Source organism: Stenotrophomonas sp. 115C5, assembly GCF_056861055.1.
The window spans coordinates 55,716-70,755 of sequence record NZ_JBSPUQ010000008.1; the positions used below are offsets into that span (position 1 = coordinate 55,716).

The window sequence follows — 15,040 nt, forward strand, 5'->3', positions numbered from 1 at the left end:
TACACCGCAATACAACAGTCATGACGCGACTGCAGACGCCCCTGGAAACAGGGGCGTCTTTTTTATGCCTGACGGCCTGGACCGTTATGATCGGCGGATGCTCGCCCTCTTCGACTCCCTGCGCCACTGGCTCGACGGCATCGCCCACCTCGGCACGATCCTGGCGGTAGCCTACCTGCTGTACCTGTTCGCGCTGGCGGGCTGGATCATGCTGCAGAAGCGCGAGCCGGTAGCGACGCTGAGCTGGATCCTGTCACTGGCGCTGCTGCCCTACCTGGGTCTCTTCATCTATTACCTGCTGGGCCCGCAGAAGGTGAAGCGGCAGCGCCTGCGCCGTGGACGCGCGCGGTCGGGCATGGAGCACTACAGCGACGTCTGCCCGCCCGATGCCGACTGCACCGAGCTGGCCAAGGTCGCACAGGCCACGACCGGGCTCGCGCCGAGCAGCGCCACCGAAGTCACCTGGCTGGTGGATGGCGCGGCAACCTACGCGGCCCTGCTGGACGCCATCGCGCAGGCCCGCGACCACGTCCATCTGGAGTACTACATCTTCAACCCGGACCACGCCGGCACCGCGCTGCGCAATGCCCTGGTCGAACGCGCCCGCGCGGGTGTGCAGGTGCGCCTGCTGCTCGACGCGGTGGGTTCGTCGGCCCTGCCCCGCCGCTTCCTGCAGCCGCTGCTCGACGCAGGCGGCGAGGCCATCTGGTTCCATCCGCGGCAACTGCTGAAGCCCTTCAAGCGCCCGTGGTTGAACCTGCGTACCCACCGCAAGCTGGTGATCGTCGATGGCCGCCTCGCCTTCACCGGTGGCATCAACATCACCGACGACGAGGATGAAAGCCGCAGGGCGGATGCCTACCGCGACCTGCACATGCGCATCCGCGGCCACGTGGTGCGCAGCCTGCAGCTGGTGTTTGCCGAGGACTGGCTCTACGCAAGTGGGCAGGATCCCTCGCGCATGGACATCGCCCGTCTGTGGCCGGCGGACATGCCGCTGCGCGGCGATGGTGCGATCAACGCCCAGGTGCTGGTCTCCGGCCCGGATTCCGGCTGGGAAACCATCCATCGCCTGCATGTGGCGGCGATCCAGGAAGCGCACGAGCGTGTCTGGCTGGTCACGCCCTACTTCGTGCCGGGCGAAGCGGCGCGGATGGCACTGACCTCGGCCGCGCTGGGCGGGCTGGACGTCCGCCTGCTGGTGCCGAAGATGAGCGATTCCTGGTTCGTCACCCAGGCCGCCCGCTCCTACTTCGACGAGCTGCTGCATGCCGGGGTGAAGATCTACGAGTACGGCCCACGCATGCTGCATACCAAGGCCTTCATCGCCGATGACGACGTCTGCATCGTTGGCAGTGCCAACTTCGACCACCGCAGCTTCCGGCTGAACTTCGAGCTGTCGATGATGATCAGTGACCGTGACCGGGTGGCTGCCCTGGCCGAATTGCTGCAGGGCGAATTCGACCGTTCCACGCGGGTGCGCGACCAGGCCGGCCGCTCGTTGTGGCTGCACCGCCTGCCCGAGGCCTTCGCCCGGCTGGCCTCGCCGCTGCTCTGACGCAGCGCTACACTGCGGCGATCACCCGGGGAGCCCCACTATGTACTGGTTGTACCTGCTGCTGGCGCTGGGCTGTTTCGCCTTCGCGCTGAAGACCCCCAGCGCCGGGCTGATGACCCTGTGCCTGCTGGCCGCCCTCGCCTTCCTGCTGGCCTGGGTACGAGGCCGCTACGTGGCCCGCTTCGGCGATCTGCAGCGCGATCCGTCCACACTGGTCGATGCCGACGAACTGCGCCGCCTGCGCGAGCAGGCCCAGGCCCGCCCTGGTGACGACCACAACGATCACGATCCATCCCCTCTTTCCAAGTAGTTCCGTTCCATGACCCAGCTCAGCGTCAACGTCAACAAGATCGCCGTCCTGCGCAATTCGCGCGGCGGTGCCGAACCGGACGTGGTGCGTGCCGCCCAGGCCTGCCTGGATGCCGGCGCGCATGGCATCACCGTGCACCCGCGACCGGACCGCCGCCATATCACCGCCGAGGACGTGCTGGCCCTGTCCACGCTGACCCGCGCGCGTGGCGTGGAATTCAACATCGAAGGCAACCCGTTCGCACCGCCGCGCGAGGGTTACCCCGGCCTGCTGCCGCTGTGCGCGCAGACCCGCCCGGCGCAGGCCACCCTGGTGCCTGACAGCGACGGCCAGATAACCTCCGATCATGGTTTCGACTTCGAGCGGGATGCCGAGCGGCTGCGCCCGCTGATTGCCGAACTGAAAGCGATGGGTTGCCGCGTCAGCCTGTTTGTCGACGCGGGCAACCCGCTGCTGGAACAGGCGGCCGAAGTCGGGGCCGATCGCATCGAGCTGTATACCGGCCCCTACGCCGAAGCGCACGCCGCTGGCGACGCCGAGGCGATGCTGGCGCTGTTCGCCACCGCCGCACGCCGTGCACAGGCCGTCGGTCTGGGCGTGAACGCCGGCCACGACCTGTCGCAGGACAACCTGCGCGATTTCCTGGCCCACGTGCCGGACGTGCTGGAGGTATCGATCGGCCACGCGCTGATCGGCGAGGCGCTGTATGACGGGCTGGATGCTACGGTGCGCGGCTACCTGGCGCTGCTCTGACCGATGGATGCAGCCGAGCATAGGCTCGGCTCTACAAAGTACCCGTATCCACTGTAGAGCCGAGCCCACGCTCGGCTCAGACTTGCCCTGAACCCTTCAGGCGGCCGTCGCAGCCACTGAGACGGCTGCGACGTACGCTGCCGCAATGGGTATTGCGATCAAGGGCCGAGGTTCCACGTCCCACCTTGCCGGGCGCTTTGAAAGCACCGTCAGCGAGGCGGTGGACGACGGCTGGGCGGTGGACGAGAGCGAGGAGTTCCTTGCCCCGCGCCTCCGCACCGAGGTGCGTGCCGAGACCGCGCGTAGCATCATCACCCGCAACACCTCGCCGGACGTTGGCTTCAGCCAGTCGGTAAATCCCTACCGCGGCTGCGAGCATGGTGCGAACGTGCCGTAAGTGCTCACGGAAATTATTTATATAAAGCAATCACATACGCGCGTTCTGATGAGCACTTTGCACGCGGAATGCAGCCCGCGCCTTTCTGCAAAGGCCAATGGAACGACTCCTAGTTCGTGCCCGTACTTCGAAGAAGCCAACCGAGCCGCTTGGCTCAACGGCGCCTGACATTGAGGTGTGGATAACTCTGGGGGCAATGAGGCGTCGAATTCAGCTCAGTCCCTACGGCTACATGAATCCCCGTCAGTTGCACTGCCTGTGGTTAGCAATAATACTAATTGTTCGCTGAAGGGCTTGGGGGAGATATGGAACAAGACGCTCGCAAGGTCCAAGCGCCAATCAAAGGCCGCGGCGCCGCCTCACGCGTACCGAGCAGATTCGACACAACAGCGACAGTCGGAATCGATGATGGTTGGGAATCAGTCTATGAAGATCTTCGCGAGATGTCCTCGCTGAGGACTGAGGTAACTGAAGAGCGGGCGCGGAGTGTGATCAGCCGTAACACTTCACCTGATGTTGGCTTCAGCGCATCGGTCAATCCCTACAGGGGATGTGAACATGGATGTGTCTACTGCTTCGCCAGACCCTCGCACGCCTACCTGAGCCTATCGCCGGGTTTGGACTTTGAGACGAAGCTCTTTGCCAAGACGAATGCCGCAGAGCGATTGCGTAGTGAGCTGAGCCGCCCGAGCTACAAATGTGCAGCAATCGCTCTAGGCATCAACACAGATGGCTACCAGCCTATCGAAAGGAGTTATCAGATTACCCGCCAATGCCTTGAGCTCCTGGCCGAGACGCGCCACCCTGTGAGCTTCGTCACCAAGAGTGCGCTGATCACCCGCGACATCAACCTGCTCGCAGCGATGGCGAAGGATCGTCTGGTCACGGTCTACTTCTCCGTGACCACACTTGATCGAAAGCTGTCAGCCAAGCTCGAGCCCAGGGCAGCGGCACCACATGCGAGATTGAGGGCGATGGATGCACTGCATAGAGCCGGCGTTCCGGTAGGAGTACTGGTTGCCCCAGTAATTCCCCGCATCACTGACAACGAGCTCGAGGCGATCCTCGAAGCAGCTCATGCCCACGGAGCGCGGGCTGCAGGGTATGTGTTGCTGCGCCTACCCAACGAGATCAAGGAAATCTGGAAAGAATGGCTGGAGCTGCACTATCCGGATCGGGCGGAACATGTGCTGAGCCTGATGCGCCAACTGCATGGAGGGAAGGAATACGACTCTACCTTCGGAACGCGCATGCGTGGGACCGGGCCCTTCGCAGATCTCCTGGCGCAGCGTTTCAAGAAGGCACACCGGCAGCTTGGCTTCACAAAGCTCCCGCCTCTGAACACAGAACTGTTCCAGCCTCCTAGGGAGTACTCCCCACAAGGCCAACTCTTCTAACGCCGAAAAAGAGCGATCGCTGCAGGCAACTAGGAAAGAAACGGTCTCACGCCGTGAGACAGGCTGAGCCTAGCCTTCCCACGACGACGGAGAGCAAACCTATGAACTGGCTGAAGCTACTGCGCTTGTACTTCCCTGCCCTGCTGGCCGCTTTCTTGTCCTTGATCTGCGCGCTCATCGTGTCCTCGCTGAGCGGCAACAGCATGACCAGAGGCTTCTATCAAGCGATGATCTGGCTCCCAGTGGCCGGATTGGTTTGTGCCTTCATCCTCGGGGCTTGGACAACCTATCGCTGCAGGCAAGCAGAGCTCGGACTTGGTCCTACCTGCCCCTACTGCGGCGGGCCCCTTGGTCCCGAGAAACAAGGCCGATACAGCTTGCATCGGACATGTATGGCTTGCGGCAAGCATGCAAATGAGCGCCACTACCGCTAACGGTAGCTAGAGGTCACAGGACCTCGGACATGGTTGCCTACAGGCAAAAAAGTTGAAGCGTTGCATGCTGCAGCACCGAGTCAGCTCCGCAGCGAGCGCACAATCTGCGCACTGGCCTTGGAGAAAATGCGACCTGAGTCGCACAAACTTCGTTCTGTGAAATCGGTCTAAGAACTGCAGCGCATCCTTCCCTCTGAGCGTAACGCATTGAGTTCCCACAACTAACTGTTCGAAGATTGAGGCTGTCTGAGCGATCTCCGACAAGAATTTTTCCAGTCTTGAACTGGGAACAATGGTGCGACTATGTTCTCGCGCCATGACGATCTATGACGCTGAAATCCGGCACGTAAAAGCGCCAAAAGCAAAGGATCAAAGCGCTGGGAAGCGCACACATTCAAAACGATCCGGAGATGCCGGCACACCACTACCACCAGGTTTCAGCTTCCTGGTCAGCCGAGACACGGCAATGGCCATCGAGCCAGCATTTGAGTTTCTTTGCTATGAAACCCTGACCAGGGAAAAGCGGCCGTCTCTTGTTTGTTCCCCTGCATCAGCAAAGGGCTGGGCTGAGGACCTCATAGACTTCCATCACTACCTCGATGCGAGAGGCAGAACGTTCGAGCTGATCGATGAAGAGCTTCTTCAAGGCTATGCATACGATTTAAACAACAGCATCTCGCCTGTGACCTTTAGAAAGTTTGCGGCAAGTACGATACGTCGCCGCTGGTCAACATTGACCAAGGCAATCCGGTTCTGCCAGAGCCGTGGCTACCTGAAAAACCGCTTCGCTATCGTAGAGGTGCAGACGCCACAGGGCACCGCTCTCAACCTCGACGTTGGAGTGAAGCTTCCGGGTCTCAATGAGGCGGACGAACACGTTACCGCGCTACATATAGACACACTCAATGGTGTGTTCGATCAGCTTGGGCCCAGTCCCACCCATGTGGAGGACGGGGAACTCATCATCAACGATGGCCTGACCGGCCCACGCCTTATGGCAGAGCTCTGCAGGCATGCTGGACTTAGAAGAGCAGAAGTCTGCGATCTGAAAGTTCAGACAGTCCTGAACGCGATCACGAATGGAAAGGACAACTTTGTTCAAGTCGCGATCCAGGTGATGGGCAAGGGATCGAAGAAGCGGAAGGTGCCGGTTCCCGTTTGGCTTCTCAACGCGCTCAAAAGATATGCCGTGGAGGAGAGAGCCCGCCTACTTGGGCCGAGGACAGCGAGGGGCGGAATGGACCACGGCTTCCTCTTCGTTCAAAGGACCAAGAACTCGCGCTACAAAGGCGAACCAGTCACTCCCGAAGCACTCAATCGCGTCTTCGCCAGAGCGCGAGACGAGTATCTGAAGAAGCTGGCAAGCAAAGACGATATAGCTTATGAGCGTGCATCCCGCGAGCGAATCACGGTCCACGCGATCCGGCACACGTTCGCCCTACACACCTATGTGGCGCGACAGACAGCCGGCGATCCAGATCCCATCAAGTACATCCAGCTGGTTCTCGGTCACGCCATGCGTCAGACCACTGAGTCCATCTACCTCCGAAGCTGCGAGGCTCACTACAGCGAGCTGGAGAGCGAGATCCTGCAAAGAATCAACGCCAGCATGAAATGAACTCAGGCCTAAGCCCTCCGTGCAGTACCGCCACTCAGAGTACGAGTGGACACTTCTATCGCTGAACCAACTGAGATCTATGGCTGGTAAACGAATATCCCACGCAAGGCACACTCCGCAGCAAGATTGCAAGCGCCAAGCCTCTCCACAGCAGGATGCTCAGAGCATAACTGAGTATGGGTGGAGGGTTGATACTACGGATCAGAAGATGGTGGCGGTTTTCGATAGAGAAGCCGGCCTAGAGCCGAACATCGTGAACCTCACCCGCTGGAAGCAAATAGGCGCCGCAGCGCCAATCTTTGCCCAAGCCTACTGCCTCGCCTTTCGATACGACGCTAGGTCTACCAGAAGTAGTTCAGCAAACAACTTCATCAGCGGCTTCGTGAAATTTGCGCGGGAGAATCAAATAGAGATCAACTCCCCAGACGACGTTCCCGAGGGCATCGGAAACGCCTTCGTCGAATTCCTCGATGCAATCGAGGATGGCAAAAAGCGGTTCTCGATCAACACACAGCTGAACTATCACAAGACCTACAAGAAAGTGGCTGAGGCGCTACACAAGCTGGACCCGGCTTGGAAACGCCTATCAGTAGCTCACCAGCCGTTTGCCGGGAAACCGGCCCTCAGCATGCCCAAGGAAGACCCGACCGAAAGGCTTGGGCTGGTGATGACCGCAGCTGCCAAACAGGCGAAGGAGACCATGGATGATGTCTGGACATCCTTACCCAGGATGCATGAGGAGCTAGCGGCGCTGATGGACGGTGGAAAGCCTAGAACTTCCAGTCCCGAAGCGAAGGTAGCCTGGATACTCGATGAGTTCGGCGGCAACTATCCGCTGCTCAAGACAGTCAGAACCCTGCCGGGCCTGAGGGATATGAAGGAGGATGAGTACGTCGAACTACGCCGAATCGCCCATCCCATCGGCATTGACCTAGTGCCTTTCTTTCTGCTGTTGAGCATGCACACGGGATTCAATGAGCAGACTCTGCGAGAGCTGACGTTGAGTGGGATTGTCCCGATCGAGTTCCTCGGAGAAGCCAGGCTTCTAATCAAATCGTCCAAAAGAAGGGCCGGGCCCAGCCAGATTGGTGCCCCGCAAAGGCGCGCCATTCCTGCCAGCGACTACGAGTTGGCACCCGAACGCCTTATCCAGTTCGTGAGAGATTGGACTGCTCGAATTCGAAGCTTCGCAATTCCCCAGATCCAAGATGACCTGTTCATGCACGTCACCTCTGAGGGGGGGAAGAACAATCGTCGCGGACTCCGCGTCGACAGCTATGCCGGAATCAACGACAACTACAACACCAAGGTCGCGAACTTCATCATGAAGTTCTGCGAGGTTCGCAACATCAAGTACTCAGCGACCAGAGACAGCAGGCTCGCATTCTCCAACTTGATCGACGAGCTATCGGGAGGTGATGCGCTCGAGCTGAAGAGGTTACTGGGCCACAAGCGAATCTCTACTGGACAGAATTCTTATCAGACCTGGGAGATGCAGAAGCGAGGCGCAGAGAAGCTAGCAGGAGCTATTGCAGCACACCAGCGGTTCATCAACTCTGGTGGAAAGATTGACTCTCGGAGGAGCTCTACACAGCACGATCGGACGGCTGCTACACCTGGCTTCATCTGTGCTGATGTATTCCAGAGCCCCCAGTTTGGAGAGCGGGAGGGAAGGATGTGCGCAAGCTACGGGAAATGCCCGGCCTGCCCGCTAGCCGCTTCAGACGCGAACAAGGCTTATGCACTAGCAAGGTTCCTCCAGCTCAAAGAACTTTACGAGTCGAGCATTGGCGAGCTTGGCATCGAGATCTGGAAGAGCAAGTTCAGCGACAGCTACGAAGCCCTGACCACCAAGTGGATCCCCGCGGTCGACAGCGAGAAGAACCGGGACGCAGCCAGTCGAGTCGTTCTGGCGACGCTGCCGTCGCTCGAATAGAAGACCAGCCGTCAGTCCAACTGCCACTAATGCGAGATGAGAACGTGCCAAGTAGCGCGCTGAACGAAGAATCGAAGTTCCTCCACCCAAAGTTCAATGTCGAAGCCAGTTCGAAGCTCTGGCGGTTCGCGTATGACCTCGCTGGCTCCAACCGGGAAGAGGTAATCCTCGACTGGGAGTTTGAGGTTGGGGCGAAGTCGAAGTTCACGGACATCCAGAACAAAGGGCTTCTCCTGGAGTTTCAGAACTTCATGCAAACCGCGATTACGGCAGACGATGCCGGGATCCGTATGGAAGTCGGCAGCATCCCCAGTACCTTCATGGGTCTACGAGAGCTTGCCGTCTTCATGGTCTCTCGCGGACTGAAGAGCATTCGTGAAATGACCTCGGCACTAAGTTGGGAGTACGTGGAAGAGCTAGATGATCAGTACACCGACGTAGTGAACGTGCAGGGACGTGAGCGCAAATGGACGTTCTCGTCTGCCTTCAAGCTTCTGCATCCTCTCGTTCAGTTTCACACTGTGTCTCGAGTGTGCAAGAGCAGGCCAATTGCAGGACCTAGCGAGGCACCATTTGATGGGAGGAGCACCTACAACGTAGTGGTTCATTCCCTGGGCCTCCAGAAGAATGGCCGCCTGGGCCCAATTGAAGACGACATCTCCGTCCCCGCTCTGTCCGAGGCACAGATGTGGATTGAGTGTGGAGCGGAGGATCTTGTAGATCTTGTTAACAATGTGATGCCCGCACTAGAGCTGGCGAGATCGCAAACAGGACCTAGAAGGAATGAAGTTCTGAAGGAAATTCGATCTCGAATCGAGCGCTTTGAGATGAGTACTAATCCTTTGACAGGATTGGCTTGGCACGAATCCCTTGAGCCCTATGAAAGGACGACGGAGTACGGCGAGTTCGAAGTGAGCGGGCTTCAAGTACTCAGAAGAGCGATCATAGAGATGCAGAGTGCGTGCACGACCGTCATCCAAGGATGCACTGGAATTAGGTCGCATGAGCTGATGGGACTAAGAGTCTCAAACGAAGCGGCGATTGGCGGAGGCATTGTGGAGACCAGCCGATCGACAGATCTGGTGATGGATGTCTTCTCGCTGGTTGGGATCTCTGCCAAGCGTCAGGAAACCCAGCATCGCTGGACCGCGGGCTTTCGACCGTCGGGGACGAACAGTTTGCCAATTATCGTCGTTGCTGTAGACGTGCTCTGTAGGTTGTTCGCCTACTGGAGAGAGCTGTCGGGAAGAAGCGATCTACTCCTTTCGTTCACTTCTGCGAAGTCATTGCCGACTGATGCGTCGAACGTTGGGCGCATGCATACAGCCAAGCACGCCATCCATCAGCGTGAGTTCGCGGCGAATGCTCTGGTGCGCCGTTTAGGCATCTCAAAGGAACAAGCGATTTCCCTGGTGCGGGCACTGCGTCCGCAGCGTTGGCGCCCCACCTTTGCCCATTTCGTCTATAGATCCAATCCGAAGCTCATCACTCAGCTCCGACATCACTTCCGTCACATGAGCGAGCAGATCACAGACCACGGCTACATTGGCAACGATCCAGAGCTGCTCGCAGAGCTTGAGGGTGAGCGGACAATGGAGACTGCCCGCATGATGCTTGAGATAAGCGTCGGAAAAATGGTGGTGGCAGGGCCGGCAGCGGCGCTCCTAAAGAAGCATGCAAGCTCGGTCACGCAGCTGGTGGAGAAAATGGAGGGTGAAGATTCGCTCCAGAAGGCCGCAGCATTGGTGGAGCTTGCGGATATCCACCTCTGGACGGGTACGTACGCAAGTTGCCTTATCAACATTCTTCCTGGCAAGTCCAGCTGCAACTCGCAAGCTGCGATGCTGCCTCGGGCTGCACGCCCCAACTTTGGCGCTCGATCACCAGGTCTCTGCTCATCGTGTCAGTGCTGCGTAATCCTTCCCGAACATCAGGACTTCTGGGAGCAAAGGTTGAAGGCGAATGCGCGTCTCGTCGCGGAGGAACAACGCGGACAAACCTTCAGTAAAGGCTCTGCTGCTGGAAGGCGGGTCGCACAGAGCAGAAGCATCCTCGCTCGACTGACTGAGGTTAGCGAGGTCGTGTCCGCCGATTCTGACGAAACGCCGTCACGTTGTCAGAGTCTGAATGAACCGGCGAACTACGGAGACGATTGAGTTCGAACTTGAGCGAAGCATTCTGCAGATCACTCTTGTGGAGCTGCTCGCGCAACCTGGCGATCTCCGAGCGGGCCTGCTCCAATGCAGCCCCGTTGACTGTCTGGGTCTCCTCCTTGCTGGCTCTCTGGATTGCCTCGTAGACGTGGGCGTGGCGTTCCAAGCCGGGGCGGAAATTGTTACGGCTTATGCCCGCTTCGATCGCGACGGTACGTACAAAGATGATCTTGTGGCCAGCCATCATTCTTGCTCTGATGGTTGGATGAGTTGGCTTTCCAGCCACCAGACGCTTCAGTGCATCCAGTGCGCGGCGTTCAATGCTGTCCAAGAGGCTGTCCACTCCGCTGTCTCAAACTGCGATCGGGTCGTTGCTTCCAGCGACCCAAGATCTCCACCCGATTCGTAAGTTCTCGGGAGGTAATAATGCTAGCGAAGTAAGGGTCTCGCGAGGCACCTGAGACGCGGAGTTGTGAATTCCATCTAGAATTCTTCATTGCTGGACGATTCAACGCGGAATCTGATCTGCGCCGGGCGGTAGCGCATTGGCTCCGAGCTCAGACGAGTGGGCACTGGGTTCGTGCGGGTATTTCCTGCAGGAACCTCTGTAGCAGTACTGCCAGGCGCTCGGGCTCTACTTCAGACCGAAAGCGAATGGGGGGCACTCGTTTGGAGCTAGCTCTACGGCTAGTCTTCTTACAAGGGCAGGAAGCTGATCCAGGCTTCCCTATAGGCGATGGCGGGCAGATACCCAGTTGTGCAGGAACTCCTCCTGTTCCGATGTCTCAACAGCACCAAGGCGCACGCCTCTCACGCGCTTGATCGCATCCTCGCTGCTCAGGGAGATCTTGGTTGCGAGGAGAAGCATGCAAGCCACAGTACCTGCTCTACCAAGCCCCCCTTTGCAATGGACGGCAATCCTCTTTCCCTCAAGCAGGGCGTCGCAGAAGGGCGTCTCCAGGTCCTTCCAGCTCTGAAGGAATATGGAGTCGGGCGCGTTGCCATCCACAATTGGCAAACCGTACCACCGTAGGCCATGGGATTTCGCACGCTCCGGTAGAGCGGTGATCTGAAGCTCCTTAAACTCCCATGGCTCAATCAGGCTGATGAGATAGTTGGCGCCCCAAGAACCTATAGCTTGAAGGTCCATTTCCAGATCTCGAGACCAAGAGCCAGTCATTGCAGCTTCTTGATGTTTGCCTGGAGCGAAAGTGACTCCGATGGCTCCTCCACGTCGACCGACCGGCAGAGTTGCTATCTGAAGAGGGTTGGAAAGACTGGTTCTGGTCATGCAGACTCCGCCGATCAGTTGGTTGGTGCCTTCACGTAGAGACCAAAGAGGCCTCTAGGCGCCCTTCACAAGCTAGCTCCAGTCGCCTCATCCAGCTGACATGGAAAGCATCAACACCCTCTCCTCGATGCGTCTCCGGGAGATCCGTAAACCGCGGTCATCGGTAGGGTATGGCGACGCGAACAGTGGAGCTTCAACCCAAAACAGGAGTTGGTCGGGATGGACATAAGGGTTGTGGTCATCCAACAGCAGGGCTTGGCCCAAGCGGGGAGACACGAATCGAAGGTCTTTGGTAGGACCTTTCCATTCGACGTAGCGAGCCTCTGCGAACCAACCAGGCGCTTGCTCTTCCTCAGCCAGAAGTGATGCGATTCTTAGCGCGTTGTCCCGAGGCACCGTCGTGAAGAGCACAACCTCGTCGAAGCTGACCCGAACGTAGTCCAGGAAATCGCGAAGGCCTGGTCGAGGAATCTGACTGACCGCATTGGAGATCAGCGTTCCCTCTAGATCGAGGGCAAGGATGGTAGGACGCATGAGATAGGAGCCTGTCTACGTTTGAGTGCGTCGTAAGAGACGCGATCTGGCTCTGGGCCTGTCTTGCTGGGCACCCAGAACTGGAGGCGCAAGCCAGTAGTCGTCGCCAATGGGTAGCAGGCACTCCAATGCGACATCGACCATCAGCGGTCGCCGCCACGCGGGGTCTGGCAAGAAGCTGTAGTCAGACTTGCTTAGTGTTCCCAATGCTTGCTTGTGAGAGAGCCAGTCTGTTCGACTTCGTATCTCGCGGCTCAGCACGGTCACTGCCGCGGACTCGTCGCCGCCGGTGCTCAAGAAGTGACTGGCGGCTCCTCGAACTGATGACCAAAGCACATATCGCTTGCGTCCCAAGCTCAGCTGAAGCCAGCCTTCTTCCTGCACGCGTAAGATCTCCTCGGCGTGCTGAATCCCGATTCGATGCTTGCGTAGCAGTGACACGAGATAGGCGCCAACTTCTCGGTCGGAGAGCTGACGCCAAAGCCACTGACGGTCGTGTGCTGCGAGAGAGGGGCACCAGGCTCTCAGTGCACGGGTTAGCGAAGCACCCAGATCGCCTGGCAGCTGACTGCTTTCCCGATAGCTCCAGCTTATAGGGTCGTAAAGAGAGCGTCTTGTAGAGCCGTTTGACGAGCCCGTCTCAGCCAGAACACCCGCAGCCTTAAGGAATAGCAGCAAGTGCTGCGCAGTAGCTGGGTCAGCGGCTACAGGTGCGGAGATCGAAGTCGAGCGCTCAAGCGCACACCACGCGCATGCGTAGAACGGCCCAAGCGATACCAGTAGCGCATCGAGGTCTGGCCACGGGGAGATGAGGGTCTGTTGGTCACGTCCATAGATCACTCGATCCCCGGCAGTTCAACCAGCTCCGATGCTAGCAAGCTGCCGGGAACCCGTCCACACAATTTTCATGTATTCGCTGCCTCCGCCATAGATTCCATTCCGCCCCTACAGGCGGACCCGATGGCTACCAAAACGATCTACCAAAGTGCATACCTTCGGTTGGTCGGCCAGCTTCGCGAGCGACGTGAGTCGCTGGGGATCAGTCAAACCAAGCTGGCTTCCCATCTGGGGTGGCCTCAGCAGAGAATTTCTTCCGTTGAGTCCGGGGCACGGCGCCTGGATGTGTTGGAGTTCTGTCTCATCGCTTCCGCTTTGGGGCTCTCCCCTACCGAGGTCTCTGAGCACGTATCGAAGCTGATGAAGAGTGTGCGTGCCAGCCAGATTAAGGACAGATAGCGCCGGACGAATCGCCCCCAGAGATCAGGGCCTCTGGACCCAGCGACTATTTTCAGATCCGAACACAAATCGGAGGTCCCCCGTCGAGGCCATCCTTCCCTGGTACATTCAGAGGCAACGCATCATCTTTCCCGAGACGACACATGTAGATCCTATGCGGGAGAACATGTACGTCATCGATTGCTACTTCTAGTGGGTACAACTGGCAGCAACAACCGCGTTGGAAAGCAACGAAGGTAGATGCATTTGCGCTTACCAACAGGGGCTAGCGTTGCGCTAGCCCCGCTCCTTAGGAGATCCGCCTGTATCCATGCAGACAGCGCTACCTACGGAAGTAGAAATCCCGGTGGATGTCGTTGTCTGCCTCGCACAGGAAATCGATGCATCTCTCCAAGCGAGCCATAGTTTCGTGGAGCGCGATCTCTGAAGGATGCCTGTAGAGCGCATCTTCGAGCCTGTCCCAGCGTATCTCCCTCGTCTTGGGATGGACAAGGCGATTTCTATCGTCGAACAATTGCCTGAAATCCCTGTGGACGTCTGAATCAGGCGCGACGGTCCACTGCCTACAACATACGCCCAGGATAGCGAGCTTCTCTGTGATGCCCACCCGCTCTAGGTTCTGCTGGTAGAACTGTTCACCTAGCCGGCGGACTCCGTAGGCGTTGAGGAATCCCTCCAGAGCCATGCATACAAAAAGATGGCAGCTAATGGCATGGCGATAGGCGGCCTCGTGAAGCTTAAGAAGATCATCCGGCACATCATTCACAAACACGTCATTGAACCCGGTAGCCACCCGCGCTGTCGCCAACTGCGCTTCCCCAGCAGTTAGTCGCTCTATAGCAATGACGTAGGCGTCGGCCTCTTGATAGGCATAGCGGTAGTAAGGAGAGTGAGTATCTCTCCACGCGCCATCCCGCAGGAGTGGCATCACGGCGTCTTCCAGGTCAAAGGTGCTCTGCGAGGAACTGTTCAAGGCGAAACTCCAATGCGTTCACTTGATGTATAACAGCCCAGAGCCTCGATATCGTCACTTAGCAGAGCGCAAGAATCATGCTCAATATCAGTAGCAATCGGTGCTCTAAGTCCAAGCCTCGCTACTCTCCGCCACGTCTACGCTAGAGAGCGGGTTCAGCCCCCCGGCTGCAGGTTGTGTCGACCAACCAGCCGCTCCAACGGAGCTATATCCATCGGTGTGGCGTAGGCGCGTCGTCGAACTTTTGCGCCGCCCTTTCTGCGCCTATTCCTCATGGAACCTATGGCGTTGCATAACGGCGTTCAAGTCGTTGAACAGCTCTTCCGACATGCCAAGCTCACTCAGATAGCGACCTAGATGGCAGACATAGAAGGTGTAGCTGCCCTTCACGCTCAGTGGTATGTAGAGAATGCCTGCTCGTCTAATATGCCTTGAGTACTGATCAAAGTG

12 protein-coding genes and 1 pseudogene are annotated in these 15,040 nt (G+C 58.3%); 9 read left to right on the top strand and 4 right to left on the bottom strand.

Going from position 1 to position 15,040, the window contains the following annotated elements; all coding sequences use genetic code 11:
- The first annotated feature begins 97 nt into the window (after positions 1–97).
- The 5 genes and pseudogenes from cls to AC13FN_RS11710 all read left to right on the top strand — a co-directional run bounded on the left by cls (position 98) and on the right by AC13FN_RS11710 (position 4,415).
- Complete coding sequence (gene cls / locus AC13FN_RS11690; RefSeq protein ID WP_217014683.1) at positions 98–1,558, top strand: cardiolipin synthase; 1,461 nt, start codon at positions 98–100, stop codon at positions 1,556–1,558.
- A gap of 40 nt (positions 1,559–1,598) precedes the next feature.
- Positions 1,599–1,868, top strand: a complete 270-nt coding sequence (locus tag AC13FN_RS11695; protein ID WP_049436128.1) for a hypothetical protein — start codon at positions 1,599–1,601, stop codon at positions 1,866–1,868.
- A gap of 9 nt (positions 1,869–1,877) precedes the next feature.
- The gene (locus tag AC13FN_RS11700) at positions 1,878–2,621 is read left to right on the top strand and encodes a pyridoxine 5'-phosphate synthase (RefSeq protein WP_217014685.1); all 744 of its coding nucleotides are present in this window, start codon (positions 1,878–1,880) and stop codon (positions 2,619–2,621) included.
- Between the two features lie 145 nt (positions 2,622–2,766).
- Positions 2,767–3,009: pseudogene (locus AC13FN_RS11705) on the top strand (radical SAM protein); the annotation flags it as partial.
- A 314-nt stretch (positions 3,010–3,323) separates the two neighbouring features.
- Positions 3,324–4,415: a PA0069 family radical SAM protein gene (locus AC13FN_RS11710; protein ID WP_482984411.1), complete on the top strand. Its 1,092-nt coding sequence runs from the start codon at positions 3,324–3,326 to the stop codon at positions 4,413–4,415.
- Between the two features lie 46 nt (positions 4,416–4,461).
- Here the strand turns inward: AC13FN_RS11710 and AC13FN_RS11715 are convergent, their stop codons facing one another.
- Complete coding sequence (locus AC13FN_RS11715; protein WP_354275992.1) at positions 4,462–4,620, bottom strand: hypothetical protein; 159 nt, start codon at positions 4,618–4,620, stop codon at positions 4,462–4,464.
- A 545-nt stretch (positions 4,621–5,165) separates the two neighbouring features.
- On the opposite strand from AC13FN_RS11715, the gene AC13FN_RS11720 reads away from it, so the two are divergent.
- From AC13FN_RS11720 to AC13FN_RS11730, 3 genes are all read left to right on the top strand, one after another.
- The gene (locus AC13FN_RS11720; protein ID WP_482984410.1) at positions 5,166–6,467 is read left to right on the top strand and encodes a tyrosine-type recombinase/integrase; all 1,302 of its coding nucleotides are present in this window, start codon (positions 5,166–5,168) and stop codon (positions 6,465–6,467) included.
- A gap of 208 nt (positions 6,468–6,675) precedes the next feature.
- Positions 6,676–8,403, top strand: a complete 1,728-nt coding sequence (locus tag AC13FN_RS11725; protein ID WP_482984409.1) for a hypothetical protein — start codon at positions 6,676–6,678, stop codon at positions 8,401–8,403.
- A 29-nt stretch (positions 8,404–8,432) separates the two neighbouring features.
- Positions 8,433–10,559: an integrase gene (locus AC13FN_RS11730; RefSeq protein ID WP_482984408.1), complete on the top strand. Its 2,127-nt coding sequence runs from the start codon at positions 8,433–8,435 to the stop codon at positions 10,557–10,559.
- 724 nt (positions 10,560–11,283) lie between these two features.
- On the opposite strand, the gene AC13FN_RS11735 is transcribed toward AC13FN_RS11730, so the two are convergent.
- Both AC13FN_RS11735 and AC13FN_RS11740 read right to left on the bottom strand, forming a co-directional pair.
- Entirely contained in the window at positions 11,284–11,847 is a 564-nt protein-coding gene (locus AC13FN_RS11735) for a cyclin-dependent kinase inhibitor 3 family protein (protein WP_482984407.1), read from the bottom strand.
- Positions 11,848–11,934: 87 nt separating this feature from the next.
- Positions 11,935–12,381 (bottom strand): NIF family HAD-type phosphatase, encoded by a 447-nt coding sequence (locus tag AC13FN_RS11740; protein ID WP_241877576.1) that lies wholly within the window; start codon positions 12,379–12,381, stop codon positions 11,935–11,937.
- 960 nt (positions 12,382–13,341) lie between these two features.
- Here AC13FN_RS11740 and AC13FN_RS11745 point away from each other — a divergent pair.
- On the top strand, positions 13,342–13,617 hold the full coding sequence (locus AC13FN_RS11745; protein WP_241877577.1) for a helix-turn-helix domain-containing protein: 276 nt from the start codon (positions 13,342–13,344) through the stop codon (positions 13,615–13,617).
- A gap of 322 nt (positions 13,618–13,939) precedes the next feature.
- On the opposite strand, the gene AC13FN_RS11750 is transcribed toward AC13FN_RS11745, so the two are convergent.
- The gene (locus AC13FN_RS11750; protein ID WP_241877578.1) at positions 13,940–14,590 is read right to left on the bottom strand and encodes a hypothetical protein; all 651 of its coding nucleotides are present in this window, start codon (positions 14,588–14,590) and stop codon (positions 13,940–13,942) included.
- Positions 14,591–15,040: the final 450 nt, after the last annotated feature.

Coding starts and splice junctions, on each gene's coding strand:
- AC13FN_RS11735 (WP_482984407.1), bottom strand. CDS start 11,847: ATGACCAGAACCAGTCTTTCCAACCCTCTTCAGATAGCAACTCTGCCG.
- AC13FN_RS11730 (WP_482984408.1), top strand. CDS start 8,433: ATGCGAGATGAGAACGTGCCAAGTAGCGCGCTGAACGAAGAATCGAAG.
- AC13FN_RS11745 (WP_241877577.1), top strand. CDS start 13,342: ATGGCTACCAAAACGATCTACCAAAGTGCATACCTTCGGTTGGTCGGC.
- cls (WP_217014683.1), top strand. CDS start 98: ATGCTCGCCCTCTTCGACTCCCTGCGCCACTGGCTCGACGGCATCGCC.
- AC13FN_RS11715 (WP_354275992.1), bottom strand. CDS start 4,620: ATGCTGTTGCCGCTCAGCGAGGACACGATGAGCGCGCAGATCAAGGAC.
- AC13FN_RS11700 (WP_217014685.1), top strand. CDS start 1,878: ATGACCCAGCTCAGCGTCAACGTCAACAAGATCGCCGTCCTGCGCAAT.
- AC13FN_RS11695 (WP_049436128.1), top strand. CDS start 1,599: ATGTACTGGTTGTACCTGCTGCTGGCGCTGGGCTGTTTCGCCTTCGCG.
- AC13FN_RS11710 (WP_482984411.1), top strand. CDS start 3,324: ATGGAACAAGACGCTCGCAAGGTCCAAGCGCCAATCAAAGGCCGCGGC.
- AC13FN_RS11725 (WP_482984409.1), top strand. CDS start 6,676: ATGGTGGCGGTTTTCGATAGAGAAGCCGGCCTAGAGCCGAACATCGTG.
- AC13FN_RS11740 (WP_241877576.1), bottom strand. CDS start 12,381: ATGCGTCCTACCATCCTTGCCCTCGATCTAGAGGGAACGCTGATCTCC.
- AC13FN_RS11720 (WP_482984410.1), top strand. CDS start 5,166: ATGACGATCTATGACGCTGAAATCCGGCACGTAAAAGCGCCAAAAGCA.